The sequence below is a fragment of the Pseudomonas sp. B26(2017) genome (assembly GCF_002113045.1).
GTDB lineage: Bacteria > Pseudomonadota > Gammaproteobacteria > Pseudomonadales > Pseudomonadaceae > Aquipseudomonas.
Genome location: NZ_NEJJ01000008.1, coordinates 148205 through 174125, shown reverse-complemented (window position 1 = coordinate 174125; position 25921 = coordinate 148205). Strand labels below are relative to the sequence as shown.

31 protein-coding genes are annotated in these 25921 nt (G+C 60.6%); 14 read left to right on the top strand and 17 right to left on the bottom strand.

The genetic code is table 11. The features are described 5' to 3' along the window. Positions 1-45: 45 nt before the first annotated feature. Both aldA and CAF79_RS14115 read right to left on the bottom strand, forming a co-directional pair. Entirely contained in the window at positions 46-1470 is a 1425-nt protein-coding gene (aldA, locus tag CAF79_RS14120; protein ID WP_085698350.1) for an aldehyde dehydrogenase, read from the bottom strand. A 107-nt stretch (positions 1471-1577) separates the two neighbouring features. Next, complete coding sequence (locus CAF79_RS14115) at positions 1578-2510, bottom strand: LysR substrate-binding domain-containing protein (RefSeq protein ID WP_085698267.1); 933 nt, start codon at positions 2508-2510, stop codon at positions 1578-1580. A 185-nt stretch (positions 2511-2695) separates the two neighbouring features. Here CAF79_RS14115 and CAF79_RS14110 point away from each other — a divergent pair, with 185 nt between their 5' ends. Next, a complete protein-coding gene (locus CAF79_RS14110; protein WP_085698266.1) occupies positions 2696-3874 on the top strand; it encodes a hypothetical protein in 1179 nt (392 codons plus the stop codon). Between the two features lie 219 nt (positions 3875-4093). Then, positions 4094-4969, top strand: coding sequence for a LysR substrate-binding domain-containing protein (locus CAF79_RS14105; RefSeq protein WP_085698265.1), 876 nt, complete (start codon positions 4094-4096; stop codon positions 4967-4969). 10 nt (positions 4970-4979) lie between these two features. On the opposite strand, the gene CAF79_RS14100 is transcribed toward CAF79_RS14105, so the two are convergent. The 5 genes from CAF79_RS14100 to CAF79_RS14080 form a co-directional block, all read right to left on the bottom strand. Then, positions 4980-6344, bottom strand: a complete 1365-nt coding sequence (locus tag CAF79_RS14100) for an MFS transporter (protein WP_085698264.1) — start codon at positions 6342-6344, stop codon at positions 4980-4982. A gap of 158 nt (positions 6345-6502) precedes the next feature. Continuing rightward, complete coding sequence (locus CAF79_RS14095; RefSeq protein ID WP_085698263.1) at positions 6503-7936, bottom strand: NAD-dependent succinate-semialdehyde dehydrogenase; 1434 nt, start codon at positions 7934-7936, stop codon at positions 6503-6505. Further along, positions 7933-8967, bottom strand: coding sequence for an aldo/keto reductase (locus CAF79_RS14090; RefSeq protein ID WP_085698262.1), 1035 nt, complete (start codon positions 8965-8967; stop codon positions 7933-7935). The genes CAF79_RS14095 and CAF79_RS14090 overlap by 4 nt, the downstream gene beginning before the upstream one ends. Positions 8968-8977: 10 nt before the next feature. Continuing rightward, on the bottom strand, positions 8978-9490 hold the full coding sequence (fae, locus tag CAF79_RS14085; RefSeq protein ID WP_085698261.1) for a formaldehyde-activating enzyme: 513 nt from the start codon (positions 9488-9490) through the stop codon (positions 8978-8980). 293 nt (positions 9491-9783) lie between these two features. Then, entirely contained in the window at positions 9784-10989 is a 1206-nt protein-coding gene (locus CAF79_RS14080; RefSeq protein ID WP_085698260.1) for an NAD(P)/FAD-dependent oxidoreductase, read from the bottom strand. 336 nt (positions 10990-11325) lie between these two features. On the opposite strand from CAF79_RS14080, the gene CAF79_RS14075 reads away from it, so the two are divergent. Further along, positions 11326-11874 (top strand): Rrf2 family transcriptional regulator, encoded by a 549-nt coding sequence (locus CAF79_RS14075; RefSeq protein WP_085698259.1) that lies wholly within the window; start codon positions 11326-11328, stop codon positions 11872-11874. 63 nt (positions 11875-11937) lie between these two features. On the opposite strand, the gene CAF79_RS14070 is transcribed toward CAF79_RS14075, so the two are convergent. Then, on the bottom strand, positions 11938-12273 hold the full coding sequence (locus tag CAF79_RS14070) for a hypothetical protein (protein WP_085698258.1): 336 nt from the start codon (positions 12271-12273) through the stop codon (positions 11938-11940). Positions 12274-12449: 176 nt separating this feature from the next. On the opposite strand from CAF79_RS14070, the gene CAF79_RS14065 reads away from it, so the two are divergent. Next, positions 12450-12689 (top strand): hypothetical protein, encoded by a 240-nt coding sequence (locus CAF79_RS14065; RefSeq protein WP_007950501.1) that lies wholly within the window; start codon positions 12450-12452, stop codon positions 12687-12689. A gap of 59 nt (positions 12690-12748) precedes the next feature. Here the strand turns inward: CAF79_RS14065 and CAF79_RS14060 are convergent, their stop codons facing one another. Then, positions 12749-12937: a hypothetical protein gene (locus tag CAF79_RS14060; RefSeq protein ID WP_007950503.1), complete on the bottom strand. Its 189-nt coding sequence runs from the start codon at positions 12935-12937 to the stop codon at positions 12749-12751. Between the two features lie 196 nt (positions 12938-13133). Between CAF79_RS14060 and CAF79_RS14055 the strand changes: the two genes are divergently transcribed. After that, positions 13134-13496 carry an NUDIX hydrolase gene (locus CAF79_RS14055; protein ID WP_085698257.1) on the top strand — a complete coding sequence of 121 codons (363 nt, stop codon included), beginning with the start codon at positions 13134-13136 and terminating at the stop codon, positions 13494-13496. A 3-nt stretch (positions 13497-13499) separates the two neighbouring features. Here the strand turns inward: CAF79_RS14055 and CAF79_RS14050 are convergent, their stop codons facing one another. Beyond that, positions 13500-13742 (bottom strand): DUF1652 domain-containing protein, encoded by a 243-nt coding sequence (locus tag CAF79_RS14050; RefSeq protein ID WP_085698256.1) that lies wholly within the window; start codon positions 13740-13742, stop codon positions 13500-13502. Positions 13743-13864: 122 nt separating this feature from the next. Next, the gene (locus tag CAF79_RS14045; RefSeq protein WP_085698255.1) at positions 13865-14764 is read right to left on the bottom strand and encodes a polysaccharide deacetylase family protein; all 900 of its coding nucleotides are present in this window, start codon (positions 14762-14764) and stop codon (positions 13865-13867) included. 215 nt (positions 14765-14979) lie between these two features. On the opposite strand from CAF79_RS14045, the gene CAF79_RS14040 reads away from it, so the two are divergent. Both CAF79_RS14040 and CAF79_RS14035 read left to right on the top strand, forming a co-directional pair. After that, positions 14980-15660: an SOS response-associated peptidase family protein gene (locus CAF79_RS14040; RefSeq protein ID WP_085698254.1), complete on the top strand. Its 681-nt coding sequence runs from the start codon at positions 14980-14982 to the stop codon at positions 15658-15660. Between the two features lie 268 nt (positions 15661-15928). Further along, positions 15929-16201 (top strand): hypothetical protein, encoded by a 273-nt coding sequence (locus tag CAF79_RS14035; protein WP_085698253.1) that lies wholly within the window; start codon positions 15929-15931, stop codon positions 16199-16201. 46 nt (positions 16202-16247) lie between these two features. On the opposite strand, the gene CAF79_RS29150 is transcribed toward CAF79_RS14035, so the two are convergent. Genes CAF79_RS29150 through CAF79_RS14025 form a run of 3 tightly spaced genes read right to left on the bottom strand, consistent with a single transcriptional unit; the run spans position 16248 to position 17453 of the window. Continuing rightward, positions 16248-16394, bottom strand: a complete 147-nt coding sequence (locus CAF79_RS29150) for a hypothetical protein (protein WP_007950514.1) — start codon at positions 16392-16394, stop codon at positions 16248-16250. A gap of 49 nt (positions 16395-16443) precedes the next feature. Next, positions 16444-16755 carry an AzlD domain-containing protein gene (locus CAF79_RS14030; protein ID WP_166742327.1) on the bottom strand — a complete coding sequence of 104 codons (312 nt, stop codon included), beginning with the start codon at positions 16753-16755 and terminating at the stop codon, positions 16444-16446. Next, complete coding sequence (locus CAF79_RS14025; RefSeq protein ID WP_085698252.1) at positions 16755-17453, bottom strand: AzlC family ABC transporter permease; 699 nt, start codon at positions 17451-17453, stop codon at positions 16755-16757. The genes CAF79_RS14030 and CAF79_RS14025 overlap by 1 nt, the downstream gene beginning before the upstream one ends. A 155-nt stretch (positions 17454-17608) precedes the next feature. Between CAF79_RS14025 and CAF79_RS14020 the strand changes: the two genes are divergently transcribed. Continuing rightward, a complete protein-coding gene (locus tag CAF79_RS14020) occupies positions 17609-17995 on the top strand; it encodes a DUF2784 domain-containing protein (RefSeq protein ID WP_085698251.1) in 387 nt (128 codons plus the stop codon). On the opposite strand, the gene CAF79_RS14015 is transcribed toward CAF79_RS14020, so the two are convergent. After that, positions 17992-18513 (bottom strand): DUF3087 domain-containing protein, encoded by a 522-nt coding sequence (locus CAF79_RS14015; protein WP_085698250.1) that lies wholly within the window; start codon positions 18511-18513, stop codon positions 17992-17994. The two genes, CAF79_RS14020 and CAF79_RS14015, sit on opposite strands and share 4 nt — an antisense overlap. Before the next feature lie 210 nt (positions 18514-18723). Here CAF79_RS14015 and ppnN point away from each other — a divergent pair, with 210 nt between their 5' ends. From ppnN to CAF79_RS13990, 5 genes are all read left to right on the top strand, one after another. Further along, positions 18724-20097, top strand: coding sequence for a nucleotide 5'-monophosphate nucleosidase PpnN (gene ppnN, locus CAF79_RS14010; protein ID WP_007950520.1), 1374 nt, complete (start codon positions 18724-18726; stop codon positions 20095-20097). 157 nt (positions 20098-20254) lie between these two features. Then, positions 20255-20992, top strand: a complete 738-nt coding sequence (locus CAF79_RS14005; protein ID WP_085698249.1) for a response regulator — start codon at positions 20255-20257, stop codon at positions 20990-20992. A 151-nt stretch (positions 20993-21143) separates the two neighbouring features. Next, positions 21144-21431, top strand: a complete 288-nt coding sequence (locus CAF79_RS14000; protein WP_085698248.1) for a hypothetical protein — start codon at positions 21144-21146, stop codon at positions 21429-21431. A gap of 162 nt (positions 21432-21593) precedes the next feature. Continuing rightward, complete coding sequence (locus CAF79_RS13995) at positions 21594-22328, top strand: ABC transporter substrate-binding protein (RefSeq protein WP_085698247.1); 735 nt, start codon at positions 21594-21596, stop codon at positions 22326-22328. Between the two features lie 108 nt (positions 22329-22436). Next, positions 22437-22688 (top strand): hypothetical protein, encoded by a 252-nt coding sequence (locus tag CAF79_RS13990; RefSeq protein ID WP_085698246.1) that lies wholly within the window; start codon positions 22437-22439, stop codon positions 22686-22688. A 64-nt stretch (positions 22689-22752) separates the two neighbouring features. Here the strand turns inward: CAF79_RS13990 and CAF79_RS13985 are convergent, their stop codons facing one another. Further along, entirely contained in the window at positions 22753-24168 is a 1416-nt protein-coding gene (locus CAF79_RS13985) for an FAD/NAD(P)-binding protein (RefSeq protein WP_085698245.1), read from the bottom strand. A gap of 118 nt (positions 24169-24286) precedes the next feature. Continuing rightward, a complete protein-coding gene (locus CAF79_RS13980; protein ID WP_085698244.1) occupies positions 24287-24850 on the bottom strand; it encodes a helix-turn-helix domain-containing protein in 564 nt (187 codons plus the stop codon). Between the two features lie 85 nt (positions 24851-24935). Here CAF79_RS13980 and CAF79_RS13975 point away from each other — a divergent pair, with 85 nt between their 5' ends. After that, entirely contained in the window at positions 24936-25874 is a 939-nt protein-coding gene (locus tag CAF79_RS13975; RefSeq protein ID WP_085698243.1) for a DMT family transporter, read from the top strand. Positions 25875-25921 lie beyond the last annotated feature (47 nt).

Sequence of the window (25921 nt, the reverse complement as noted above, 5' to 3'; positions counted from 1 at the left end):
TGATAATTGTTTTTATAGGTGTCGCGTGAGGCGTGCTGCGGTGGATCAGTACTTCATGACCACAAGGCGGGTCTGGGTGAATTCGAGCATGCCGTGCTTGCCGTCATCACCGCCCAGGCCCGAGCGTTTCCAGCCGGCGTGGTAGCCCTGATACGGATCGGCCGGGGTACGGTTGACGTACAACTCGCCGGCTTCGATGGCGTTGGCGACTTTCTGCGCGGTGCGGTAGTTCTCGGTGTAGAGCACCGACGACAGGCCGAACTGGTGATCGTTGGCCATGGCCAGCGCTTCGTCGATGTCGCGGTACTTGAGTACCGGCAGCACCGGGCCGAAGATTTCTTCCTGGACGATTTCCATGTCCTGACGGCAACCACTAAGCAACGTTGGCGGGTAGAAATGCCCCGGACCTTCGGGCAACACACCGCCGCTTTCGAGGACGGCGCCGTCGGCAATCGCGCGCTCGACCATGGCGTGAATGTTCTTCTGTGAACTGGCGTTGACCAGCGGGCCCATCAGGCTCGCATCTGTGGCGCGGTCACCGAACTTCACCGCGGCGATCTTCGCTTTGAGCAATGCGAGGAAACGCTCGTAGACGCTTTCCTGCACGTAGACCCGCTCCACTGCCGTGCACAACTGGCCGCAGTGAGTGGTCTTGGAGGCGATGATTGCGCTCGCGGCGGCTTCGAGATCAGCGTCGGCTTCGATGATTGCCGGGGTCTTGCCGCCCAGTTCCAGCGACGGCTTGGCGATGTTGGCCTTGCAATAGTCGAGAACGATGCGCCCGGCGTTGACGCTGCCGGTCAGGGTAATCAGGCCCACGGCTTTATGCGCGCAAACGGCTGCAGCGGTGGCGTGATCCATGGTCAGGATATTGATTACGCCGTCTGGCATGCCCGATTGCTCCACGGCTTTGGCGATTTCGAACGCCGACGTCGGGGTATTGTTGCTCGGACGCACCACCACGGTATTGCCGGCAATCAGCGCCGGAGCGACTTTGCGCAACAGGGTGTAGACCGGGTAGTTGAACGGAATCAGGCACGCGACGACGCCAATCGGCTCGCGGTGCAGGAACAGGTTTTCTTCAGGGCTGTCGCTGGGAATGATCTCGCCTTCGATGCGGCGCGCCCACTCGGCGTGGTAGCGGGTGATCTGCGCGGCATAACGGGCTTCGTTGCTGGCGTCGCTCAGGCTCTTGCCGGACTCGGCGGCGAGTGCGGTGCCGATGGCTTCGGCGCGGTCCTCAAGGGCAGCCGCGAACGCTCGCAGGTGCTCGGCGCGCTCGATGCTGGTGAGTTTGCCCCAGGTCTTTTGCGCCTTGGCGGCAGCATCGACTGCCGCCAAGGCTTCTTCGGTAGTGGCGGCTGACACCTGGCCGATCAACGCTTCGGTGGCCGGGTTGTAGACCGCAATCAGCGCCGCGCTGGCCGGCTCGATGAAGTGGCCGTTAACAAAATTTCGCTCGACTCGCATGTGCATCGCCCATCGTTTGTTTTTATCGATGCCACCAGTCTTGTCATCGACAGCGGGTTCAACAAACGATTTATCCGGCGATCAAACATTCGAAAAAGGCACGTTACTCAGGAAATCGCCTTCGAAGGCTCAAGTTGGCGCTGCGCCAGCCAGATCTCTTCCTGCAACCACTGACTGAACGCCTGCAATTGCGGCATCTGCGTCTGTTCCGGACGGGTCACCAGCCAGTAGGACTGGTGACCCTCGACATGGACGTTATGCACTTGGGTCAACTGTCCACTGGCCAGCTCCGAGGCGACCATGTGCCAGTCGGCTATGGTGATCCCCAAGCCATCGACTGCCGCTTGAATCGCCAGATCCAGCAGGTCGAATTCATAACCGCCCTGGGTATCGACGCCGCTGATGCGCGCCGCGTCGAGCCAATGCTTCCAGGTCAGGTAGCGCTGATCCTCCCGGGCCAGCACATGCAGCAGGGTCAGGCGATTGAGGTCGATGCCCTGCTCGCCGCCCTCCCGCGCATACAGGGTCGGCGCGCACACGGCGATGTGCCGTTCCTGAATCAGCAGTGAACTGTCGAGCCCATCCCACTCGCCATCGCCAAAACGGATCGCGCAATCGAGGGTGCTGGTTTCCGCCAGACTGTCCTGTAAACGGGTGGTGATGCTCAGTTCCAGTTCCGGATGCTGCTCGCGCAGGCGCCCGAGGCGCGGCATCAGCCAGCGGCTGGTGAACGTTGGTGGCGCGTTGATGTGCAGGCGGTTGGCATGGGTTTTCTGCTGGATGCTGCGCACGGTCAGCTCGATCTTGTCGAACGACTGATGCAGCGCCCGCAGCAGAATCTTGCCGGCGCCGGTCAGTTCGAGATGGTGATGACGGCGTTCAAGCAGACTCTCGCCGAGCTGTTCTTCCAGCTGCCGCACCTGACGGCTGACCGCGCTCTGGGTGACATTGAGCAACTCGGCAGCGCGGGTAAAGCTGCCGGTGCTGCCGGCCACTTCGAATGCTTTGAGCGCATTCAGGCCGGGCATTTTGCGTTTCATACAAGGCACTCGAAAACCACTGACAAGGTGCAAAGCATCCCACGATGATGGCGAATTGTCCTACAGGATTTTCCGAGTAACATGCATTCGACGCAGGTTTCCCTGACGTTTTTATCGTTTGTTCTGCAACGGGCGGATGGCAAAACTGCGCGGCATCTCTAATAAAAACAATCGAGAGCCGCTCCATGCCCTTCCCTGCATCTTTGCGCCTGCGCACCACCTCCATCGCTCTGTTCTGCAGCATTGCCGCCCCGGCCATGGCGGTCCAGGTCACCGACAATCTCGACCTTGGCGGAGCCATTCGTGCCCGTTGGGACGTGGACCCGGATCGCGATATTCAGAAGTTCGGTCTCGACACGGTGTTCCTCAGCGCCAAGTACAACTCCGACACCTGGATCGGCGAAGCGCAATACCGCTTCTACGGTCGCTCCTACCCGTATCAGTACACCAGGAACTACGGCGACATCCGTTTCGCCAAGTTCGCGTGGGTCGGCTACAAGTTCAATCCCGACCAGCAAGTGCAGGTCGGCCTGAACACCGTGCCGTTCGGTTTGCAGCCGTACTTCGGCAGCACGTTTTACGAGACCCTGGGCAACGTCATCGGCCTGGAAGACGTGCAACAGGTCGGCGCCAAGTACATCCAGCAAAGTGGCGACTGGAACCTTCAGGGCGGTTATTACCTGCGTCCGGCCTGGCAAGGCAAAGGCACCAGCAAAGGCGTGACCTATTCCAGCGTCGTATCGGGTGCCGACAGTTACGTGGCCGACGGCAGTGACAACCAGGAACGCAACACCGTTGTGCTGCGGGTGGCCAGGTCGCTGGATCTGGGGCCTTGGAAATCCGAAGTCGGGATCTCCGGCCTGACCTCGACCCTCGAAAACAAGGACACCGACAACGACGGCCGACGCAACGCCGTGGCCGTGCATTACCTCGGCAAGAACGGCCCGTGGGGCGTGCAGTTGCAGGCGGCGCGGCAGCAGATGTCGCCACGCAACGCTGGCACTGATGAACTGGTGACCCTCGGTGGTTACGACGGCACCTACAACGTGGCCAGTCGCGGCAATCTGTACGTGGCCGACCTGAGTTACGACGTCAGCGGCAAATATCTGTTCGATCAGATCAGCGGGATCAAGCTGTACGCCAACTACAGCGCGTTCGACAAGTCAGCCAGCGGCTTCAAGACGTCCGAGCGGATGATCCTCGGCACCTCGTTTTCCGTGAGTAAATTGTGGGTTGCGACCGAATGGCTGTTCGGCAAAAACGACCCGTACATCGGCGGCGGCAGCTACACCCAGAGCCTTGGCGCAGGCGGGCTGGATCAGTGGGAGAACCAGTTATATGTGAACGTCGGGTATTACTTCTGACGCTCGATATTTCAGCGCCTGACAGTCAGCTATCGCTGGCAAGCCAGCTCTCACAGGATTGATGTTGGCCGCACTCTTTGTGGTCACCTTGATACTTGTGGGAGCTCGCTTGCCAGCGATGGCATCTGCCCAAACAACACTTGCATCCGCCCACCACCAATAGTCAGATAGGCCCATTCCAAAACAACAATAAACCGCCCGATCCGGAGTTCCGCCTCCATGCGTCAACTGCCCTCGCTCAACACCTTGCGCGTGTTCGAAGAAGTCGCCCGTCATCGCAGTTTCAGCCAGGCCGCCATCGGGTTGAACGTCACCCAGGGCGCGGTCAGTCGCCAGATCAAACAGCTTGAAGACTACCTCGGCGTGGCACTGTTCGTGCGCACGCCTCAAGGGCTGTCACTGACCGAAGCCGGCAGCAATCTTTCCCCGCATCTGGCCGAAGCCTTCGACCATATCGAGCGCGCCTTGCAAGCCGTGCGCGTGCCCAACTTGCGTCAACGCTTGAAAGTGCTCGCACCGCCGACCTGGGCCACGCGCTGGCTGTCGCCACACCTGCGCGCGTTCTGCCAGCGCTACCCGGACATCAACCTCAGCGTGACCAACCAGATCGGCCACGACAGCCTTACGGAAGTCGATTGCCACATCCGCTTCGGCCTCGCGGCAGCGCCCCACTGCATCAGTCAGCTGCTGGTGATGGAACGGCACATCGCGGTGGCCAGCCCGGAACTGTTCAACGGCGATCAGCCACCGGACCTGCGGCAGTTTCCGCTGCTGCACATCCTGCACGACGGCAAGCGTTTGAAGGTCTGGGAGAACTGGCTGGCGGCGATGGGCCGGGATGACATCGATGCCGGGCAAGGGCTGGAATTCAGCACCCTGGATCAGGTGATCCACACTGCGCTGGCCGGCGGCGGTCTGGCGGTGATCGACCGGCAGATGATCGAAAAGGAACTGGCCAACGGCAGCCTGCTGCCGATCACCCCGATTGAGGTGATCGGCCCTTATGGCTATTGGCTGGATGTGGCGAATGACAAGCAAGGCCTGTCGAAAGTGAAGCTGTTTACCGAGTGGCTAGGGGTTGTCAGCAACCCCTGACCTGCACTCATCAGACGGGCGTGGCGACTTTCCCGACCGGCGTAACGCCGACCTCCACCGGACTCTGCGCCTTGCACGCCTGACTCAACGTCAACGACTTGGTCTCCGGCGCCCATGCCCAGGACAGCAAAGCACCAATCGCCAGAATCGCCGCGAGAATCCCCATCGTCGGGCTCAAGCCGATCCCTGCCACACTCACCGGCAACAGGAACGTGCTGACCGCCGAGCCCAGACGACTCACCGCCGTCGCCAGACCAATCCCGCTGGCCCGCACTTCCGTCGGGAAACTTTCCGCCGGGAACACGCCCACCAGATTGCTCACCGCCGACAACACCAGCGTGAACACACCGAACACCAGCACCATAAGCCACGCCGCACTGCCCGGCAGCACCGCCAGCAGAAACAACGCCACCGCCAGAAGGATGAACGAGTTGATCAGGAACCCGCGTCGGGTGAATTTGATGGTGCACCAGATGCCGATCAACGCGCCGAGGATCAGCAGCATGTTGAGCATCAGCTCGGTGCCGAAGCCTTCGGCCAGGCCCATCTTCTGCAGGATCGACGGCAGAAAGGTGTAGATGGCGAAGTACGGCATGACGATGCAGACGAAGAACAGGCAGTTGAACGCCGTGCGCTTGCGGTATTCGCGGCTGAACAGCACCGCGTAGCCCGAGCGGGTTTCCGTGGAGCGGGTTTCGTCCAGCTCGACGTTGTCGCCCAGATGCTTTTTGACGATGGCACGGGCTTCGGCCACCCGGCCCTGATTGACCAGCCAGCGCGGCGATTCGGGAGTGCCGATTCGGGCGATCAGAATCAACCCGGCGGGAATCGCCGACGACGCCAGCATCCAGCGCCAGGCATCGTCACCGAGACTGAGCATGGCGGTGCCGACAAAGGTCGCTGCCACGTAACCGAAGGTCCAGATCACACTGAACGAACCCAATAACACGCCGCGATGTTTCTTCGGCGCGAACTCGGCGAGCATTGCGTGACCGACACTGAAATCGCCACCCAGGCCAATGCCGATCAGCACCCGGCAGAGAAACAGGCTCATGGCCGTTTCGACGTAGAACTGCATCACCGAAGCGATAGTTATCAGCACGAAACTGACCAGGAAGATTTTCTGCCGGCCGACCTTGTCCGAGATCCAACCGAAAAACAGACTGCCGAGAAACAGGCCAATCAGCGCCGATGCGCCGATCAGGCCCTGCCAGAACGCATCCAGGTGCATCTGCGGGCTGAGCAAGGTGAATGCGATGCCGATCAGGCCAAGGATGTAGCCGTCGGTAAAGTGCGCGCCGAAGGTCAGGCCGGCGATCTTGAGGTGGAAGCGCCCGATGGGCAGGTCATCGATCTTTACGGGTTGAGCGGACATGTTCGTCTCCAATTGTTGTTATTGACGGAGAAACCGATTGCTCTTGCTGTTCAATTGTGGGAGCGAACTTGCTCGCGAAGCGGAGTGTCAGCTGACAGAACTGCCAACTGACCTGACGCCATCGCGAGCAAGCTCGCTCCCACAGGGTTCGGGCAGGCTTACAACCCCCCCATCAACAGGTATTTGATCTCCAGATAGTCATCCAGACCGTACTTCGAACCCTCACGCCCAAGGCCCGATTCCTTGATGCCACCGAATGGCGCCACCTCCGTGGAGATGATCCCTTCGTTGATGCCGACCATCCCGGCTTCCAGCCCTTCGGCCATACGCCAGACCCGGCCGATGTCGCGGCTGTAGCAGTACGCGGAAAGACCGAACGGCGTGTCGTTGGCCCGCGCCAGCACTTCGGCCTCGTCCTTGAAGCGGAAGCACGCGGCCACCGGGCCGAAGGTTTCGTCCTGGGCAATCAGCATGTCGCCACTGGCTTCGGTGAGGATGGTTGGCTCGTAGAACGTGCCGCCCAGTGAATGCCGACGACCGCCGCACAACAGTGTGGCGCCCTTCTCCAGCGCATCGCTCACATGGGCTTCGACCTTGGCCAGCGCAGCGGCGTTGATCAGCGGACCTTGCTCGGTGTCGCCGTCTAGCGCACTGCCCACGCGCATCGCCGCCACGGCTTCGGCAAGTTTGCCGGTGAAGGCTTCGTAAACGCCGTCCTGAATGAAGAAGCGGTTGACGCACACGCATGTCTGCCCGGTGTTGCGGAATTTCGAGGCCATCGCGCCCTTCACGGCTGCATCGATGTCGGCATCGTCGAAGACAATGAACGGCGCGTTGCCGCCCAATTCCAGCGAGACCTTTTTCAGGGTGTCGGCGGCCTGACGCATCAGCAATTTGCCGGTGCGGGTCGAGCCGGTAAACGACAATTTGCGCACCACGCTGGAGGCTTGCAGCGCACCGCCGATGGCCACTGCATCACCGGAAACGATGTTGAACACACCGGCCGGAATCCCGGCCTGCTCGGCCAGCACTGCCAGAGCAAATGCCGACAACGGGGTTTCTTCCGACGGTTTGAGGATCATCGTGCAACCTGCCGCCAGCGCCGGGCCGACCTTGCGGGTAACCATTGCCAGCGGGAAGTTCCACGGGGTAATCGCCGCGACCACACCGATGGCTTCCTTGGTCACGATGATCCGCGCATCAGCCTTGTGGCTCGGGATCACATCACCGTAGGCACGCTTGGCTTCTTCACCGAACCACTCCAGAAAACTCGCGGCGTAGACCACTTCGCCCTTCGCTTCGGCCAGCGGTTTGCCCTGTTCGCGGCTGAGCAAGGTCGCCAGCTCCTGCTGGTTGGCGAGCATCAGATCGCTCCAGCGTTTCAGGCGCTGGCTGCGTTCCTTTGCCGTGAGTTTGCGCCACGCCGGAAAGGCACGATTGGCCGCCTCGATGGCGAGGTTGGTTTCTTCGGCACCGGCCTTTTGCACCTCGGTGATCAACTCGCCATTGGCCGGGTTACGCACCGGATACGTGGCGCCGCCCTGGCCCCACTGACCGTCGATGAAGTTGCCGTGACGGATCAATTCGCTCATGCCACCGCCTCCTGCAACGTGAAGCGTTCGAGCCCCGGACGGGCCGTGCGCAGGATGCGTTTGCCGGCGGTGTAATCGTTGATCACATCGCACGGGGTATAGTTGCGCTCCAGTTCGTGCAGTTCTTCGGCATCGAGTTTGGTCTCCAGAGCGGCCAGTGCGCTGTCGAACTGCGCGGTGGTGTCGGCGCCGACCAGCATGCAATCCACGCCCGGATGATTGGCGACCCAGGCCTGGGCGATCTGCGCGTTCGACACGCCACGGGCGCGGGCCACGCGTTGTACCGAATGAGCGATTTCGAACGAGACTTCGTCGCTGTACATCTGCTGGGTGAAGAAGTCGGTCTGGTTGCGGGTCGATTGCACTTCACCGGTCAACAGACCACGGGCCAGCGGACTGAACACCGACACGCCGATGCCCTGGTCGCGGCAGAACGGAATCATCTCGCGCTCTTCTTCGCGGTAGGCGCAGTTCAGTTGCAGCTGCATGTTGATCGGCTTGACCCAACCGTTGCGCTCGCAGGCCATGAGGATTTTCGCCAGTTGACCGGTGAGCATGGTCGAGACGCCGATGTAACGCGCCTTGCCGGAACGCACGATGTCGCTCAGCGCGCCCATGGTTTCCTCGACCGGGGTGTTCACGTCGAAGTAATGCAGCATGAACACGTCGACGTAATCCATATTCAGACGCTTCAGCGAGGCATCGATGCTGTCCATGATGTGCTTGCGCGAATGGCCGCTGGCGTTGATGCCGTTGCGGGTGCCGTAGCCGACCTTGGTGGTGATCACCAGGTCCTCGCGGCGGGCCAGGCGCTTGACGATGCGCCCCACCACTTCCTCGCCGACACCGGCGGAATAGAAGTCCGCCAGGTCAATGAAGTTCACGCCGTTGTTGAGGGCGTGAGCGACGATAGGTTCGCTTTGTTTTTCATTGAAGATCCACGGTTTCCAGTCCGGGGTGCCCATGTTCATGGTGCCCAGGCACAGACGGGAAACTTGCAGGCCGGAGCTGCCCAAACGGATGTATTGCATGGCGCGGACCTCAGGCTTTTGGCGTGTAGAAAGGGTTGCTGATGTGGTTGACCACATCTTTGAGCTGCGCGGTTTCCGGCTTGCCGGTCAAGGCGGCGCGGATCGCGGTGCGGCAGGCGTTGTAGTTGTTCAGGTAGACCGCATCGAGGTCATCGCACGCCGGGTTGACCCAGTTGGCGGTGACGATCGCCCACTCGTCTTCGGCTTGCGGCGGCAGCGTGCCGTCGAGCAGCGCTTCGAGCACCGCCTTGGCGATACCGGCCTGGGAGGCGCCCCACGTTGCATTGCCGTGCAGGTCGCTGCTGATCGCAGCCTTGTTGACGTAAAGGGTCATCGGCTTGACCGGGATGTTCGGCTGGGCGATCACCATGAACGGGCAATGGCCCTGGCTCGGCGACGCCAGGCTGTTGGCAAACGCCTGCCCTGCCGGGCCATTGCGCGGGCCGATCAGGATGTTGATATGCGCGGCGTTCACGCCCGGGCCTTCGAAACCTTCACCAATGTACAGGTCGAGTTCTTTCATCAGTCATTACTCTTTGCGATGCAGAGGGATTTTTTGGGGTGATCGACAGCTCACGCAGGCCGAGAGGCCGACGGGATCAATAACGGACGTGGGGAGACGCGAGGGAAGAATCGGGACATGGCTGCAAACGCTCTCTGGTTGTTATTGATGAGCTGTGTTTGCGATTTTTTAACACCGGGGATCTGGCCGGCCGTAACCATTAAAAATCATGGGGCAATGACTTTTAGTCATAGCCTTTTGTGGCGGCAAAAAAAAATCCCGCTCGAAAGCGGGATGTTTTTGAACGGCTCTGATTATGCGACGACAGGAATCATCGGATCCGCAGCCGCCAGCGCGCTGGCACGGTCAGCCGCTGGCGGGTAGATCCACTGGGTGTTGATCTGCATCTTGAGGGACTTGCCCTCCTGCTTGACCAGTTTCACCTGACGATCCCAGCCTTCGGTGTACACCGCGCCCCAGGCGCCGAGATCGAGGCAGGTCACGTATTTCGGCTGGCTGTATGGCGTAGGGTCGACACCCAGAATCTGCGCAGCAACGTTGTTGCCGGCGTGGCGCCCCAGGGAAATCGCGTGCTGGCAGGTCATCAGGGCGAAGTTGCCGATATCGTCGCTGGCCGCATAAGCCACGTCGCCGGTGGCGAAGATGTCGTCCTGGCCGATGACTTTCAGATGGGCATCAACGTGCAGGCGACCCTGACGATCACGCTCGGCAGGAATCTGCTCGGTCAGGGAGCTGGCGCGCACGCCGGTGGTCCAGACCACGGTTTTTGCCTCGATACGTTGACCGTCCGACAAGGTCACGCCGTTTTCGTCGACCGACAGCACCGACACACCCAGTCGCCATTCCACACCCAATTCTTCGCTTGCTTGGGCAATCGACACGCTGATCGCTTCACCCATGGCCGCGCCAATTTTCTGCCCACGGTCAACGATGATCACCTGAACGTTGGCATCGTCGCCCAGTACGGCCCGCAGACGCGCCGGCATTTCAGTGGCGGTTTCGATGCCGGTGAAGCCACCGCCGGCGACGACCACGGTGTTTCGAGCCTGGCTCTCAGGTTGGTCGATCAAGGATTTCAGGTGGTTTTCCAGGCGGATGGCGGCTTCGATCCGGTCGACGTCAAACGCGTATTGCGCCACGCCCGGGGTGTCCGTCAGGGCCAGGCCGCTGCCGGAGGCGAGCACCAGTTTGTCGTAATTGAACACCTGTTGCGCACCGGCTGCATCGATGTAGCCCACGGTTTTCGCCTGCACGTCGATGGTGTTCGCCGCGCCCTTGATGAAGTTGACGCCAACCGCATCGAACAGATCGCCCAGCGGCGCCGCCAGCGTGTGGGCGTTCGGCTCGTAGAAACGCGGACGAACGCGCAGCTCGGCCTGCGGCGCCAGTACGGTGACGTCGATGTTGTCCCGATTGTGAATGTCGACCAGACGCGTGGCGCTCAACGCCGTCCACATGCCACCGAAACCTGCGCCGATTACCAGAATGTGCTGTTTCATTGTTCTCTCCAGGCACGAAGCCTAGTCACTGAATGAGGTTAAAGGATTCACATCATCGGGAGCGGACACATCTGTATTTTTCAAGAGTGCGGAAGGCTGCTCACCGGATAACGGCGACTGTATTGGTCGCCTTTAACGCCGACAAGTCAGATTTTGTGATGATTATGATCGAATAACTCGATAGCTCAGACCGCTCATGGCTGCCCTACGCAACGCTTTGATTAAGCAATAAACCAAGAAAATCGGGATATACATCGCTGAACACGCAAAGCGTTCGGATTTGTTTGCCACTGATAAGCCTGATAACATCGGCGACAAATACAGTCGGAGATAGTTATGTCGCTTTACAGTGCGGGGGTCGAGTACGGCATTCACTGCCTGGCCTTTCTGGTGGGCAGCGGCGGTGACAGTCGTGAAGCCAGCGTGCGCGATCTGGCAGAACTGCAAGGGGTGCCGCTGGATTACCTGGCGAAGATCTTCACCAAACTGGCCAAAGGCAAACTGGTGGAATCCACCGGCGGCGTACGCGGCGGCTTCACTTTGGCGCGCCCGGCGGATGAAATCACCCTGCTCGACATCGTCAATGCCATCGATGGTCGCAAGAACATTTTCGAATGCCGGGACATTCGCGGACGCTGCGCGCTGTTCGACGGCTCGCCACCGGACTGGGCGCTGGAAGGCACCTGCTCGATTCACGCCGCGATGATGACCGCGCAAAAGCGCATGGAAGAAGCCCTCGCCCAGCAGACCATCCTCGACATCGCCAGAAAGGTCGGGCGCAAGGCACCGCCGGGGTTCAACAGCCAAGTGGAAGACTGGATGCAGGATCGCCGGGAAAAGAAGACCGGTGGCGCCGGCATTCCGCTCATCGACCTCTCGGACTAAGCTCGATCAGCAGTCAAAAAAAAGCAGAAACCGATCACCGGTTTCTGCTTTTTTATTTCGCCATTACAGGCAATCACGCACCGCTTTGCGCAACGACCCGGACTTCGCCCACGGCGGCCCCTGATAGAGGGAGACACGGCTGCCGTCCTTGTACTTGACCACATCGAGAATCTCGTCGGCGGTGACGATGCTCGGCGCGGTAATCCGATAGCCGTTGGAAATCGCTGTCTGGGAGGTCTTGGCAACGTCCTGCTGCCACAGTGGCAATACACACGCGGCATATTCCTTGGGGGTTTTGTCGCTGGTCTTGCTGACATTTGGCTCGCCCGGCACCAGTGACGCAGGCAACGAACAACCGGCCAATGCCGCCAGCAGCATCCCCCCGATCAATATCCGCATGGTGATTCCTTCATCTGAAAAAACGCGAATGTACCTTGTAACTGTTCGGACATCCATCGTAGCGCTCTGCCGGTACTCCCTGAAAACCGGGCCATTGAGCTTATCGACAGATGACCTTGCCCCGCACCGGAAAAATGCGGCTACTCTGTTTTACCGAGAATGTTCCGGAGGTGATCATGCGGCTCAATGAATACGAACACGAACTTCAGCGTGACCTGCAAAGCGTGGCATCGGACCTGAGATGGTCGGCGGTGGACCTCAAGCGCATCGCCGAGCAACTGCGCCAGTCGGGCAACGAAGCGGACGCCCAGGCGGTGCTGCGATCCTGCGAGGTGCTGCAAAGCGATGAGGAGCGCCTGCAACTGTATGCCCGGGAAGTGAAAGCCCGCGCCATCAGCCGAACCAAAGTCCACTGAACCTCACACTGTCCACAGCAAAAAGCCCCGGACAACCGGGGCTTTTTCTTTACAGACCCTCAGTCTGCCTTGCGACCGCGTGCGCGGCTTTTGTACCCCGGCAACGCGGCGGCATACGCCAGCGCTTCCTCGCGACTGGCAAACGAAGCGAGCCGGTCACCCTGCGTGCAGACCCGCCACGGGCCGTTGTTCACGCTGAGTACGTCGTAGCCATTCATGTGCATTTTGTTCAGCATCGCCATGCTCATAGGCACCTCCTGTCTGGTAACGAACTTTTCCACCTTACACCCGCAACGCGCTCGCGTGCCGACCGGACGTCGCACCGCGCCGCGTCAAGCCCCCGGCACTTTTGCCACTGTCCGGCACTCAGAAGCTCTAAACCGGCAACGGCCCAAATATTGCTACTTCATGACAGTTTTATGACAAACGGCATTCTGGTGACACATGAAAGTACGAGCAACCGTCATCTGCGAGCAGGATCGACACATTCTCCTGGTGCGCAAACCCAGGTGCCGCTGGACCCTGCCAGGGGGCACCGTCGAGCCGGGAGAAACCCGCGCGCAGGCAGCCGCTCGTGAACTCAGAGAAGAGACCGGACTGGACAGCGACGACATGCTTTATCTGATGGAGTTACAGAATGGCAGCACCCGCCACCACGTCTACGAGGCGTCGGTGCTGAACATCGATCAGGTTCGCCCGCTGAATGAAATCGTCGACTGTCTCTGGCACCCGCTCGATGCGGTGCAGAATCTGAACGTCGGTGAAGCCACGTTGAGCATCATTCGCGCCTTTCGACGACGTCTTTGATCCTTAGCCGGCGAAAGCCCGGCGTCCGGCGCTCATTTCCGTGCGCAATTCACCGATGAAGTTGGAGATGTCACGAATGGTGACCAGGTGCTCCGGGGAAACCCCGTTGAGCAACAGATTGACGCGCCCGCTGTCGGGTTCGTAAACCTTGATCTGCAAGAGGCCCTGCGCCGTTTCGGTGCAATCGCAACACAACGGCGAAAAGCCGGATTCGACGATGCGGCAAATGTCGGCAATGGCAATCATGGGGGCGCGCCTCACAGGCGTTGGCTCGGGCGACCCAATGAGCATAGATGAGCTTTGGCCGCTCTGTTTGCGCCGCCCACCGCAAAATTTGCCAACGGCTTCACATCTTCAATTCGCCGCACTCAGTGAGCGTCGTGATCCCAGATCCAGTTCCAGATTCCCGGCAGGTTCACCGGTTTCGACGACTCTTGCACGGTGCGCGCCAGCGCGGCTTTTTCAAGCGCCGCGCGATCGTCATAGAACGGTTTGTCCGCCAGTCGCACACCGGTGGCGGCGGCGCTGTCGAGCAGAATCTGCAAGTACTCACGAGTGTGTCGAGCGGTGTAGCGATTGAGGTCATGGAAGGTCACCACCACCGGAATTACCCCGTCCACTGTTGGCAATTCGCCGAGGGCTATCTGTTCGCGGACTTCCGACAGCTGACGCAGCATGTTCGCCCGCCGCCGGGGGCTGGCGTTGAAGCCCCAGATCTTGCCATCGTTGGCGCTAAGGTCGGTCAGCAACACCCGCATATGGTGCTGCTGATAGGCGGCGAAAGTGCGTTTGTCGTAATTCCAGAACGGCGGACGCAGCAACGTTGGCGGCGCGCCGGTGATCGCCGCGATATCCGCCGAACCGTTGGTCAGCGAAGTTTCGAGTTCATCCGGGTCGAGCAATCGATGATTGGTGTGCCAATGGGTGGCGGTGTGAAAGCCCAGAACATGCCCTTCAGCGTGCTCGCGGCGCATGACTCGCCGGCCGATCTCGCTATTGCCCGCCCGGGGCGCGCCGGTCTGGACAAAAAACACCGCTTTGATGCCCGGTTGCAGCGGGTTGTCCTTGAGGCTGTCGAGCACAGTGTCGGTGGGATTGAAAAAACTCGACGCGCTGGGCCCGTCATCGAAGGTCAACAGAAACCGCACAGGCGCCTGTTCTTTGAGCCGGGCCTCGGTCTGCGGGGTCATTTCGATGGGAGCGGCGATGCATCCGGCCAACCCGACGGCCACCGCCATCGCGCAGAAAAGCTTGAACCACTGTGTCATGTTTTGCCTTGAGCCCGACCGTTGCGGTCATGTTGTCGAATGGCAAAACTCCCTCGCCGCTGTTGCCTCCCTGCGACCCAATGAGATGGGCCGAGGTTGGATAAAGATACACAGGATTTGGTTCAGGCGCTCGCACTCACCGGCCAGGGCAGCAAGGATTGATCCGTGCAACTAAGCTCAAACCTTCAGGCAGCTGTTCGCCGGAGGGTCGGCCAATGTGCGGAAGACTGTCGCAATACCGGGGCATTCACGATTTCGTCGCGGTGCTGAGCATTCCCGATGCGCTGATCAATCACGTTGGCGACGCACCGCTGGCGCATTACAACGCCGCGCCCACCACGTCACTGGCGATCCTTCACCAGTACCAGCAACGGCTGTACGCCGACAATCTGCGCTGGGGCTGGCGCCCGCACTGGGCGAAGGATCGCGCGGCGCCGATCAACGCGCGGGTGGAAAAAGTCGCTCATGGGCCGTTCTTTCGAGCGATCTGGCGCCATCGACTGATCGTGCCGGTCGACAACTGGTTCGAGTGGGTCGACGGGCCCGACAAGAGCCGACAGCCGTGGCTGATTCGTCGGGCCGATCATCAGCCGGTTTTCTGCGCCGCCATCGGCCAGCTTCCGACACCCGGCGAACCTCCACGGGACGACGACGGCTTCGTCATCATCACTGCCAACAGCGAAGGTGGCCTCCTCGATGTGCACGACCGGCGCCCGATCGTGCTGAGCGCCGATCGGGTGCTGGAATGGCTCGATCCCGCCACACCCACGGAGCGCGCCGAGCAGATGCTGTTGTTCGAGGCCGAGCCCAGCGAAGCGTTTGAATGGCACAAAGTCGGCAAAGCGGTCGGTAACTCCCGCAATCAGGGTGCTGAATTGATTGAAGCGGTGACGTAAATAAATGCCGGCGCGGTACGTTATCAAGAGCAGCCATCCACGAATTGAATCCTGCGCGTTACACACGGTGTTTCATTCGCGAAACACGGCGCTGACACAGTCGTTTGAGTGAACTAACCGCCTGTCTGACATTTCAATCGCCATACATACTTTTAGAAACACTACGGATAGCATGCGCGCCGCATTTCCTATTGGCATACCAGCTGACCAAAGAGTCAGTAAAACCAGGAATACCCCACAAACTTAACAAACCTTGCAGAGAACTAAGTTGCGCGACGATTTTGCAATCAAACAGGTCATCGGCCTGGAGTGTATTCATCTGTCCACGACAGAACGCTTTCAACTCGACTGTTTTATCGCCCACTACATCAAGACTCGAAACCTGCGTGACGTACCCGATATCGACCGTATCCTGCGCGCCACCCTCGAAAACTACCCCTGCCACCCGCCGGTGATGGTCAACGAGCTGAATGCCTGGATCGACAAGACTTTGGGTTATCGGGCCTCCCACCCCGATTTCACGCAGCTGGAAGATCTTTGATGAAACGAAAAAGCCCCGCGATCGCGGGGCTTTTTCGTTGTGGCGTTCAGGGTTTCAGCGGGCGTTCCTGATCACGGTCGGACAACTCTCGGCTGTCGTCATGCTTCCAGGTCTGCTCCTTGTGTTTCTCCCGCTCGATCTCTTCTTCACTCGGTTCATCATCTTCTTCGGGACGTTTCTGCTCGGTTGCCATGTTCACCTCGCTAATCAAATTCATCCATTAAGCGTAGAACACCCGCAACTTATAGCCACCAGCGCAATAGAAAGAAGAACGCCATGCTCAACAGCATGCTGAGTAACGTATTGCGTGTGTAGATCACCAGGCCGATTGCCACGAGTGAACTCAGCAGATAAGGGTTATCCCACTGCAGATTCAGTTGTTTGTCCGGCATGAATACAATCGGCCCGCAAATTGCGGTCAACATGCCCGGCACGGCAAAACCGAGAAACTGCCGTGCGTTGCTGCTCAGACGCACCGGCAAGCGCGGTTCGAGAAACACGTAACGGTTCAGGAACACCAGAATCCCCATGCCGATAATCACTGCCCAGACCATCATGTGCGCTCCCGATACAACTTGTTGCAGATAAACCCGGCAGTCATACCCGCCAGTCCCGACAGCACCAGCGCCGAGCCCCACTGCCAATAACTGAACAGCACCGAGCAGAACAGCGACACCGCCACGCAAACCACTGTCGGTACATTGCGCACAACCGGGGTGATCAGGGCGATGAAAGTTGCGGCAATCGAGAAGTCCAGCCCCAGGTGTTCAAGCCCCGGAATGCTGCTGCCAAGCACGATGCCGGCCAGAGTGAAGAGGTTCCAGGCGATGTAGAACGTCAGACCGACGCCCAACGCGTACCAGCGATTGAACTGCTCGCGGTCGTGCTGACTGGTCAGGGCGAACAGTTCATCGGTGAGCAAAAAGCCCAGGCCGATGCGCCAGCGCCCCGGCAACGGCGAAATCACGTGGCGCATGCTCATGCCGTAGAGCAAATGCTGCGACGTCAGCAGCAAGGTCGTCAGCAGAATCGAAAAAATCCCCGCGCCACCCTTGAGCATGCCGATCGCCACCAACTGTGCCGCGCCGGCGAACACGATGCTCGACAGGCCCTGCCCTTGCAGCGGCGTGAGGTTGGCTTCGATCGCCATGGAACCGGCCAGCAGCCCCCAGGGCGCGGTGGCCAGGGATAACGGCATGATCGCCGCGGCTCCGCGAAGAAAGGCACTGCGCGGCATTAATGAGTCAGACATAACACTCTTCAACCGTGAGACAAGACCCCGGACTCTGCCAACAAACGCCCGTGGATGGCTTGAACAATCTTGCGCAGTTGGCGCAAAACCTTCCTTCTGGCAGCCGTTTACCGGCGTAACATGGCAACCATTCACACACGCGTCAGGGAGACGACATGCTGTATCGAATAGCCGGCGACGGGCTGGTGCTGTTTCATTTGCTGTTCATTCTGTTCGTGCTGTTCGGCGGGCTGCTGGTGCTCAAGTGGCCACGATTGTTCTGGCTGCACTTGCCGGCGGCGGCCTGGGGCGTGGCGGTCGAGGTATTGCACCTGACCTGTCCACTGACCTATTGGGAAAACCTGATGCGCCACGCTGCCGGGCAGACCGAGTACGCCGGCGGTTTCATCGAACATTACGTGTGGCCGATCATCTACCCGGCCGGGCTGACACCGCAGATTCAGCTGGTACTGGGCAGCGTGGTGCTGATGGTCAACCTGCTGGTCTACGGGCGTCTGATTCGCCGCTGGAAACTTGGACGCGCCGCGCGCATTCCGTTTTAACGCGCTTTCAAGGTTTCCAGCCAGGCCGGATCGAGGCGCGGCTGATCGGTGTCCAGGCCGAGCGCCTCCATCCGCGCCTTGTGTGCTTCGACTTCCCGGTGCAATTGCGCGTGATCGCTGGAGTTGCCGTCCAGCTCATGCATCTGGGTCAGGCCCAGGTGGTAGAAACGCAGCACCTTCATCGCCACCGGATCGCCCTTCTCCACCGCCGCCGTCACCTGATGCATCACGTTGGTGACACTCATCAGGCTGCGCTTGAGCCGCCAGCCGTACACCGCCGGGGCCATCCAGGTCTGATTCCAGAAACGCCCGCGCAGCAACGCCGCCGTCAGCAGGAATGCGCCAAACACCCCGCCGACATTGAATCGCAGGTTATCCCCGCCCGGCTCGCCGAACAGTGCCACTGCCGCAGTCGAAAACACCATCGCCAGCACCAGAAACAGCACCGCGATGATCAGCGTGCTGCGCCGGGTCTGCTGGCGATAAGTGACGGCATCGATCGGTTGAATCTCGAACATCGCGACAGGCTTCCATGGCTTGAGTTAAAAAGAGGCTGCGCATTATCGCCTCTGAGGCGGATTTAGCTATGCTGGAGCGCCTTTTCATCTTTTCAACGTCCAACGGGGACATGGCGATACCACGCAGATCGTGCCATCTTCATTCATGGATACACACTATTCGGATGCCATTGGCCATGTCGGCAATGACATCGTTTTAAGGATCACTGCATGACCCAACGACACGTAATCAATGCCTCGGTCAGCCCGAAAGGCAGCCTCGAAACCCTTTCCCAACGTGAAGTTCAGCAACTGAGCCAGGCCGGAACCGGCAGCACCTACACCCTCTTTCGCCAGTGCGCCCTGGCCATCCTCAACACCGGCGCGCATGTCGACAACGCAAAAACCATCCTTGAAGCCTACAAAGACTTCGAAATCCGCATCCATCAGCAGGATCGCGGTGTACGCCTGGAACTGCTGAACGCCCCGGCCGACGCCTTCGTCGACGGCGAAATGATCGCCAGCACCCGGGAAATGCTGTTCAGCGCCCTGCGCGACATCGTCTACACCGAAAACGAACTCGATGCCCTGAGCATTGACCTCAGCACCTCCCAGGGCATCAGCGACTACGTCTTCCACTTGCTGCGCAACGCGCGCACCTTGCGTCCGGGCGTCGAGCCGAAAATCGTCGTGTGCTGGGGCGGCCACTCGATCAACACCGAAGAATACAAATACACCAAGAAAGTCGGCCACGAACTGGGCCTGCGCAGCCTCGACATCTGCACCGGCTGCGGCCCGGGCGTGATGAAAGGTCCGATGAAAGGCGCGACGATTGCCCACGCCAAACAGCGCATTCACGGCGGCCGCTACCTGGGCCTGACGGAGCCGGGCATCATCGCCGCCGAAGCGCCGAACCCGATCGTCAACGAGCTGGTGATCCTGCCGGACATCGAAAAACGTCTGGAAGCCTTCGTCCGCGTCGGCCACGGCATCATCATCTTCCCGGGCGGCGCCGGCACCGCCGAAGAATTCCTGTACCTGCTGGGCATCCTGATGCACCCGGACAACGCCGGCCTGCCGTTCCCGGTGATCCTGACCGGGCCGAAACATGCCGCGCCATACCTGGAACAGCTCGACGCTTTCGTCACGGCGACCCTCGGCGAAGCAGCGAAGAAGCACTACGAAATCATCATCGACGACCCGGCCGAAGTGGCGCGGCAGATGACCGCGGGCCTCAAGGCCGTGAAGCAGTTCCGCCGCGAACGTGCCGACGCGTTCCACTTCAACTGGTTGCTCAAGATCGACGAGGGCTTCCAGCGCCCGTTCGACCCGACCCACGAAAACATGGCCAACCTCAAGCTGCACCGCGACCAGCCGCCCCATGAACTGGCAGCCAACCTGCGCCGCGCGTTCTCCGGGATCGTCGCCGGCAACGTCAAGGACAAGGGCATTCGCCTGATTGAGGAACACGGGCCGTACCAGATCCGTGGCGACGCCGCGATCATGCAGCCGCTCGATCTGCTGCTCAAAGCCTTCGTCGCCCAGCACCGAATGAAACTGCCGGGCGGCGCGGCGTATGTGCCGTGCTATCGCGTGGTGTCCTGACACCATCAATGCATAAGCCTGGAGCCCCATTCTTCAGGCCATCCCATAACACTGTGGGAGCGGGCTTGCCCGCGAAGGGGCCATCGAACTCAGCATCTTTGTTGACTGACGGACCGCTTTCGCGAGCAAGCCCGCTCCCACAAAAAGAGTGTGAACCATGGATCACATCAACCACATTCTGATCGTCGACGATGACCGCGAGATCCGCGAGCTGGTCGGCAATTACCTGACCAAGAACGGCCTGCGCAGCACCGTGGTCGCCGATGGCCGGCAGATGCGCAGTTTTCTGGAAGCCAACACGGTCGACCTGATCGTGCTCGACATCATGCTCCCCGGCGATGACGGGCTGGTGCTGTGCCGCGAGTTGCGCGCCGGCAAGCACAAGGCGATCCCGGTCCTGATGCTTACCGCCCGCGACGACCAGACCGACCGCATCCTCGGCCTGGAAATGGGCGCCGACGATTACCTGACCAAACCCTTCGCCGCCCGCGAACTGCTGGCGCGGATCAATGCCGTGCTGCGCCGCACGCGAATGCTGCCACCCAATCTGCTGATCACCGAAACCGGGCGCCTGCTGGCGTTCGGCCGTTGGCGCCTGGACACCACCGCCCGTCATTTGCTCGATGAAGACGACACCATGGTCGCCCTCAGCGGCGCCGAGTATCGCCTGCTCCGGGTGTTTCTCGACCATCCGCAACGGGTGCTCAGCCGCGACCAGTTGCTCAACCTGACCCAGGGCCGCGACGCCGACCTGTTCGACCGCTCCATCGATTTGCTGGTCAGTCGCCTGCGCCAGCGTCTGCTGGACGACTCCCGCGAGCCGACTTACATCAAGACCGTGCGCAACGAAGGTTATGTTTTCTCCTTCGCCGTAGAGATGCTCGCCGAATCCTGATGGATTTGTATCGCTCTGTATAAATTCGCCACGCAGATACGTAACCCGTGTTTTCGGGCCGCAACACCACATACCAGCGATACACCCTCGCGTTTGAATGAACCCACCAGAAAGCACTGGCTCACTCATCTCAGACGCAAGGAGAAACACCATGTTGAAATCCTCGAAATCCCTGGTACTCGCCATCAGTCTGCTCGGCGGCCTGGCCCTGGCCGACCTGGCGTCCGCCAGCTCCCAGCCGCTGGTCGCCGAATACGGCTCGGAAAACCTGCAGAAAGATCGCGTTGCCGAAGGTGGCGCGGACCGTTTGCAAGAGTTGCGCGAACGTGTCGCCGAAGGGGGTGCGGATCGCTTGCAGGAACTGCGCGAACGTTCGACTCGCAGCGTGCTGGTCGCCGAGAACCGTCCCGAGTTCGGTTCCAAGTACCAGCGTTACTGATCGTTTAGACCCGCCGTTGTCGATTCCTGCCGGGGGCGCTCAGCCCCCGCAGCGTTCACTACCGAACCGCCTTGTTCTCTGACACAAAAGCCCCGCTGTTTCCCCACGACAGCCGTCGTGGCGCGTACTAAGCTGCGCGATTGATTTGTTCAGGGACGATCCATGAAACGATTTGCCGCCTGTCTGCTGTCCGTGCTGGCCCTGACGGCCAGCGCGGCGGATCTGCAACTGCTTACCGACAACCACCCGCCCCTGCATTTCATGCAAGGCAATCAACTCGCAGGATTCGGGGTGGACGTGGTACAGGCCTTGGCGACCCAGACCGGCGATCGCATCCACCTGCAACAAGTCCCGTTGCTGCGCGCCCTGCGCGTGGCCAGCGATACCCCCGACACCGGCGTATTCACCGTGCTGCGGACCGACGACCGTGACGATCGCTATCAATGGGTCGGGCCGCTGATCGAAGTCGAAACCGCGCTGTACGCCCGCGACAATCTCCAGCCTCCCGTGCACAGTCTGCGTGAAGCCGATCATATGGGCCGGATCACCGTGCCGCGCAAATGGCTGGTCTACAGCTATCTGCAAGGGCAAGACCTGAACAACCTCTACGGCGTGGAAACCCCGGAGCAGATGATGCGGCTGTTCAGCCTGGGGCGTACCGATTTCGTGGTCTCCGATACCTGGTCCAAGGCTGCCCTGGCCCGCGAACAAGGCATCGAGCCGGCGCGCTTGCAGTACCAGATCCCGTTGATGAAACAGAACACCTACATTGCCTTTTCGCCGCAGACCGATCCGAAACAGGTCGCACGCTGGCAGCAGGCGCTGGATACGCTGCGGGCCGATGGTCGTCTGGAGCAGATGCGCCAGCGTTGGCTGAGCAATACCCTACCGCGCTGATCAGGCATCAACGCCTTCGATAACGACTATGCGCAAGGGTGTTTTCACATTAAATCTCTCCAGCACTAGAGTGGGCCCCATCTTCTCCCCACTCCCTGGAGCAACATCATGAAAGACATCATCGCACTTGGCTTCATCGTTTCCCTGATCGGCGCCACCTCCGCCATCGCTGCCCCACACGCCAGCACTCCGGTTGTCGCGGCTGCGACCGTTGGCCAGTCCGGCACCCTGAACGTCGACACCGTCGGCATTGATGCCGAACACAAAGGCAACCTCAACCTGCAACAAAATGCCGAACAGACCAAACTGTACGTCGCGGAAAACCGTCCGGAATTCGGTTCCAAATATCAGCGCTACTGAGTGACCGGTTTGAGCTGCCAGAAACAGGAAACCCCGCCGAAGCGGGGTTTCTTGCATTCGGGCATCAGCGCAACAGTCGCGCGGCCAGTGCCTTGGCCTGCGCTGCCACATCGGTCACGGCAGTACTTTCCCACCACATGCCGCGCAACGGCGGGCCCATGGCGAACAAGCGGTTCGAGACCCGACCCTCTTCATCCAGCACAGCGCCGTCCACCGCCGCCGCAATGCCCAGCGCCAACGGCCCCGGACGAACCAGACCGCGCGCCAATAATTGCTGCGGCAAAGGTCGTGCGACCCGGCGCCAGTCGTATTCGATGCCGCTGGAATTGATCAATGCCGCGCCCTGCACCACGCGGGTATCAGCCTCGCCGCGAGGGCGAACGCGGATACTCACCCCGTCGCCCGACGCCGACTCAAGTCCCTTGTAAGACGCCGCATGAATGCGCAATCGCCCTTCCCGGTGCAGACGCTCGACCAGTTCCGCACTCAGCGGCGGTGAACGATGGTGATGACTTTCCCACCACGGCCGCACATGACGTACAAACTGACGCCGCTGCACATCGCTGGCCTGGCTCCACAACCGACCGATGTGCGCACGTACGGTGTCCAGCGGTGCCTGCCAGTCGATGCCTTGTGCGATGGCGTCGCGACAATGCCGGCGCAATTCGCGCAACAACTGGCGTGGCGTGCAGATGCTGTGATCTTCAGCGAGGAAGTCCACCCATGCGGGCGGTTGTCGACGGACATGGGGCAGCAACCCATGCCGGGAAAACACCTCGATCGGCCCGCGATGCCCGGCCTGCTCCAGCGACACCACGGCATCGACCATGGTCAGGCCGGAGCCGATGATCAGTACCGTCGACTGCGGATCAAGCTGGCGCATGGCCGCGACATCCCACGGATCCAGCGCCGCTGCATTAAGGCCGCTGGACTCCTTTTGCGGTGTGCGGGCCGCCGGGAACATCCCGGTCGCCAACACTGCAAAAGCGCCGCGCAGTTGCTGACCGTCATTCAAGGTGAGCTGCACGGAATCGCTGGAGGCCTGAACATCGACCACTTCGGCGCGCACATGCTCGACCGTCGCCCCCTGTTGCGCGCCCACCTGCTGCGCTTCGGCAAGACGCTGTTGCACGTACACACCGAACAGCCCCCGCGGTGGAAACAGTTCGCTGACCGGCACATGTTGCTGATCCGACTCCGGCCAACCGCCGCCGGCGATGTGATCGGTCAGCCACTGAGTCAGGTCATCGGCATTGTCCGGATCGACGCTCATCCGGGCTGCGTTGCCGTTGAGCGTATGGCCCAGCTCCACCGCACTGTACGCTTCGCCCCGGCCCAACTCGGCCCGGGGCTCGATCACCAGGATTTTTCTGCGACCCGGCAAACGCAGTAATTGCACCGCCAGCATCGTGCCGCTCAGGCCGCCGCCGACAATCAGAATGTCGGCGTGACGCAGGGCGGTCGTATCGGATTGAGTCATGCCGGTCTCGCAACTGAGGATAGGCTCGGGCCAGTGTCATTCAGACGCCGCGAGGACGTCTAGACGGACGCGACTTTTTTCTCCTGCCGACGCGATCCGCTGTCGGGTTCTGTGTCAGTCAGATCACCACATTGCGCACGAAACGCGCCGCCACTTCCCCATCGTTGCGATAGGTGTGCGGCTGATTGCTGGCGAACATGAAAAACTCCCCGGCTGCAATCTGTTGGGGTTGGTCGCCGAGCATCAGCGTCAGGCAGCCCTCGAACACGAAAATCTGTTCGCTCCAGCCTTCGGCGTCCGGCTGCGAAGGATAAACCTCGCCGGGTTGCAGGCACCATTCCCACTGTTCCACTGCACGGGTGGCGCTGGCCTTGGACAGCAAAACGGCTTTGCTGCCGGGGATGCTGCCAGCCCAGGCCAGTTCGTTGATACGGCCGGGATCGCGATTGTCCGGGGCCTGGATCAGATCGCTGAAGGCTACTTCGAGGGCTTCGGCGACACGGTCGAGGGTGGTCAGGCTGACATTCTTTTCGCCGGCCTCGATGGCCACCAGCATCCGCCGGCTGACCCCGGATTTTTCCGCGAGGGCCGTCTGGCTCATGTCGGCGGCGTGGCGCAGGCGCCGGACATTCTGGCTGACGTGTTGCAGGACCGAAGCCCGCTGAATGGAATCTCTGTGCACTATATTGCTCACTGGCTGGGACTGGGCAGTATACTGCGCAACATTTGGCGCATTGTGCGTCTCTTCCTAAATAGTGCGCAAGGTCATGACGTCAGCCAACTCCTCCCAAACTCCCCTGCGGTTTCACCGGTTCAGCAAAGCCGAGTGCGTGCTGGTGCTGATCACCATGCTCTGGGGCGGCACCTTCCTGCTGGTGCAGCACGCCATGACGGTCAGCGGCCCGATGTTTTTCGTCGGTCTGCGCTTTGCCGCCGCCGCGAGCATCGTGGCGCTGTTCTCGTGGAAACACCTGCGTGAACTGACCCTGTTCGAACTCAAGGCCGGTGCCTTTATCGGCGTGGCGATCATGCTCGGTTATGGCTTGCAGACCGTTGGTCTGCAGAGCATTCCCAGCAGCCAGTCGGCGTTCATCACCGCGCTGTATGTGCCGTTCGTGCCACTGCTGCAATGGCTGGTGCTCGGTCGGCGCCCGAGTTTAATGCCGAGCATCGGCATCATGCTGGCGTTTGCCGGGCTGATGCTGCTTTCCGGGCCATCCGGGGCTTCACTGAATTTCAGCCCCGGTGAAATCGCCACGCTGATCAGCGCCATCGCGATAGCGGCCGAAATCATCCTGATCAGCAACTATGCCGGGCAGGTCGATGTGCGCCGCGTAACCGTGGTGCAACTGGCGACGACTTCGGTGCTGTCGTTCTTGATGGTGGTGCCGACCGGTGAGGCGATTCCGGATTTTTCGTGGCTGTTGCTGAGCACCGCCCTGGGGCTGGGCGCGATGAGTGCGGCGATTCAGGTGGCGATGAACTGGGCGCAGAAAAGCGTTTCGCCGACCCGGGCGACCTTGATCTACGCCGGTGAGCCGGTGTGGGCCGGGATCGTTGGGCGTATCGCGGGGGAGCGTCTGCCAGCGATTGCGTTGGTGGGTGCGGGGCTGATCGTGGCGGCGGTAATCGTCAGTGAATTGAAGACCAAAGGCAAAGAGACACAAACGGTCACGGAAGAATTGGAGCACGAGACCGAAGGCTAAACGCGGGTTTTACGGCTACTTTGTAGGATTCAGAGACATCCTCGCGT

Coding starts and splice junctions, on each gene's coding strand:
- CAF79_RS14105 (WP_085698265.1), top strand. CDS start 4,094: ATGCGTCAACTGCCCTCGCTCAACACCTTGCGCGTGTTCGAAGAAGTC.
- CAF79_RS14045 (WP_085698255.1), bottom strand. CDS start 14,764: ATGACACAGTGGTTCAAGCTTTTCTGCGCGATGGCGGTGGCCGTCGGG.
- CAF79_RS13995 (WP_085698247.1), top strand. CDS start 21,594: ATGAAACGATTTGCCGCCTGTCTGCTGTCCGTGCTGGCCCTGACGGCC.
- CAF79_RS14030 (WP_166742327.1), bottom strand. CDS start 16,755: ATGGTCTGGGCAGTGATTATCGGCATGGGGATTCTGGTGTTCCTGAAC.
- CAF79_RS14075 (WP_085698259.1), top strand. CDS start 11,326: ATGTCGCTTTACAGTGCGGGGGTCGAGTACGGCATTCACTGCCTGGCC.
- CAF79_RS14055 (WP_085698257.1), top strand. CDS start 13,134: ATGAAAGTACGAGCAACCGTCATCTGCGAGCAGGATCGACACATTCTC.
- fae (WP_085698261.1), bottom strand. CDS start 9,490: ATGAAAGAACTCGACCTGTACATTGGTGAAGGTTTCGAAGGCCCGGGC.
- CAF79_RS14090 (WP_085698262.1), bottom strand. CDS start 8,967: ATGCAATACATCCGTTTGGGCAGCTCCGGCCTGCAAGTTTCCCGTCTG.
- CAF79_RS13975 (WP_085698243.1), top strand. CDS start 24,936: ATGACGTCAGCCAACTCCTCCCAAACTCCCCTGCGGTTTCACCGGTTC.
- CAF79_RS29150 (WP_007950514.1), bottom strand. CDS start 16,394: ATGGCAACCGAGCAGAAACGTCCCGAAGAAGATGATGAACCGAGTGAA.
- CAF79_RS14080 (WP_085698260.1), bottom strand. CDS start 10,989: ATGAAACAGCACATTCTGGTAATCGGCGCAGGTTTCGGTGGCATGTGG.
- CAF79_RS14115 (WP_085698267.1), bottom strand. CDS start 2,510: ATGAAACGCAAAATGCCCGGCCTGAATGCGCTCAAAGCATTCGAAGTG.
- CAF79_RS14050 (WP_085698256.1), bottom strand. CDS start 13,742: ATGATTGCCATTGCCGACATTTGCCGCATCGTCGAATCCGGCTTTTCG.
- CAF79_RS14065 (WP_007950501.1), top strand. CDS start 12,450: ATGCGGCTCAATGAATACGAACACGAACTTCAGCGTGACCTGCAAAGC.
- CAF79_RS14020 (WP_085698251.1), top strand. CDS start 17,609: ATGCTGTATCGAATAGCCGGCGACGGGCTGGTGCTGTTTCATTTGCTG.
- CAF79_RS14040 (WP_085698254.1), top strand. CDS start 14,980: ATGTGCGGAAGACTGTCGCAATACCGGGGCATTCACGATTTCGTCGCG.
- CAF79_RS13985 (WP_085698245.1), bottom strand. CDS start 24,168: ATGACTCAATCCGATACGACCGCCCTGCGTCACGCCGACATTCTGATT.
- CAF79_RS14005 (WP_085698249.1), top strand. CDS start 20,255: ATGGATCACATCAACCACATTCTGATCGTCGACGATGACCGCGAGATC.
- CAF79_RS14095 (WP_085698263.1), bottom strand. CDS start 7,936: ATGAGCGAATTGATCCGTCACGGCAACTTCATCGACGGTCAGTGGGGC.
- CAF79_RS14070 (WP_085698258.1), bottom strand. CDS start 12,273: ATGCGGATATTGATCGGGGGGATGCTGCTGGCGGCATTGGCCGGTTGT.
- CAF79_RS13990 (WP_085698246.1), top strand. CDS start 22,437: ATGAAAGACATCATCGCACTTGGCTTCATCGTTTCCCTGATCGGCGCC.
- ppnN (WP_007950520.1), top strand. CDS start 18,724: ATGACCCAACGACACGTAATCAATGCCTCGGTCAGCCCGAAAGGCAGC.
- aldA (WP_085698350.1), bottom strand. CDS start 1,470: ATGCGAGTCGAGCGAAATTTTGTTAACGGCCACTTCATCGAGCCGGCC.
- CAF79_RS14000 (WP_085698248.1), top strand. CDS start 21,144: ATGTTGAAATCCTCGAAATCCCTGGTACTCGCCATCAGTCTGCTCGGC.
- CAF79_RS14100 (WP_085698264.1), bottom strand. CDS start 6,344: ATGTCCGCTCAACCCGTAAAGATCGATGACCTGCCCATCGGGCGCTTC.
- CAF79_RS14025 (WP_085698252.1), bottom strand. CDS start 17,453: ATGTCTGACTCATTAATGCCGCGCAGTGCCTTTCTTCGCGGAGCCGCG.
- CAF79_RS14060 (WP_007950503.1), bottom strand. CDS start 12,937: ATGAGCATGGCGATGCTGAACAAAATGCACATGAATGGCTACGACGTA.
- CAF79_RS14110 (WP_085698266.1), top strand. CDS start 2,696: ATGCCCTTCCCTGCATCTTTGCGCCTGCGCACCACCTCCATCGCTCTG.
- CAF79_RS14015 (WP_085698250.1), bottom strand. CDS start 18,513: ATGTTCGAGATTCAACCGATCGATGCCGTCACTTATCGCCAGCAGACC.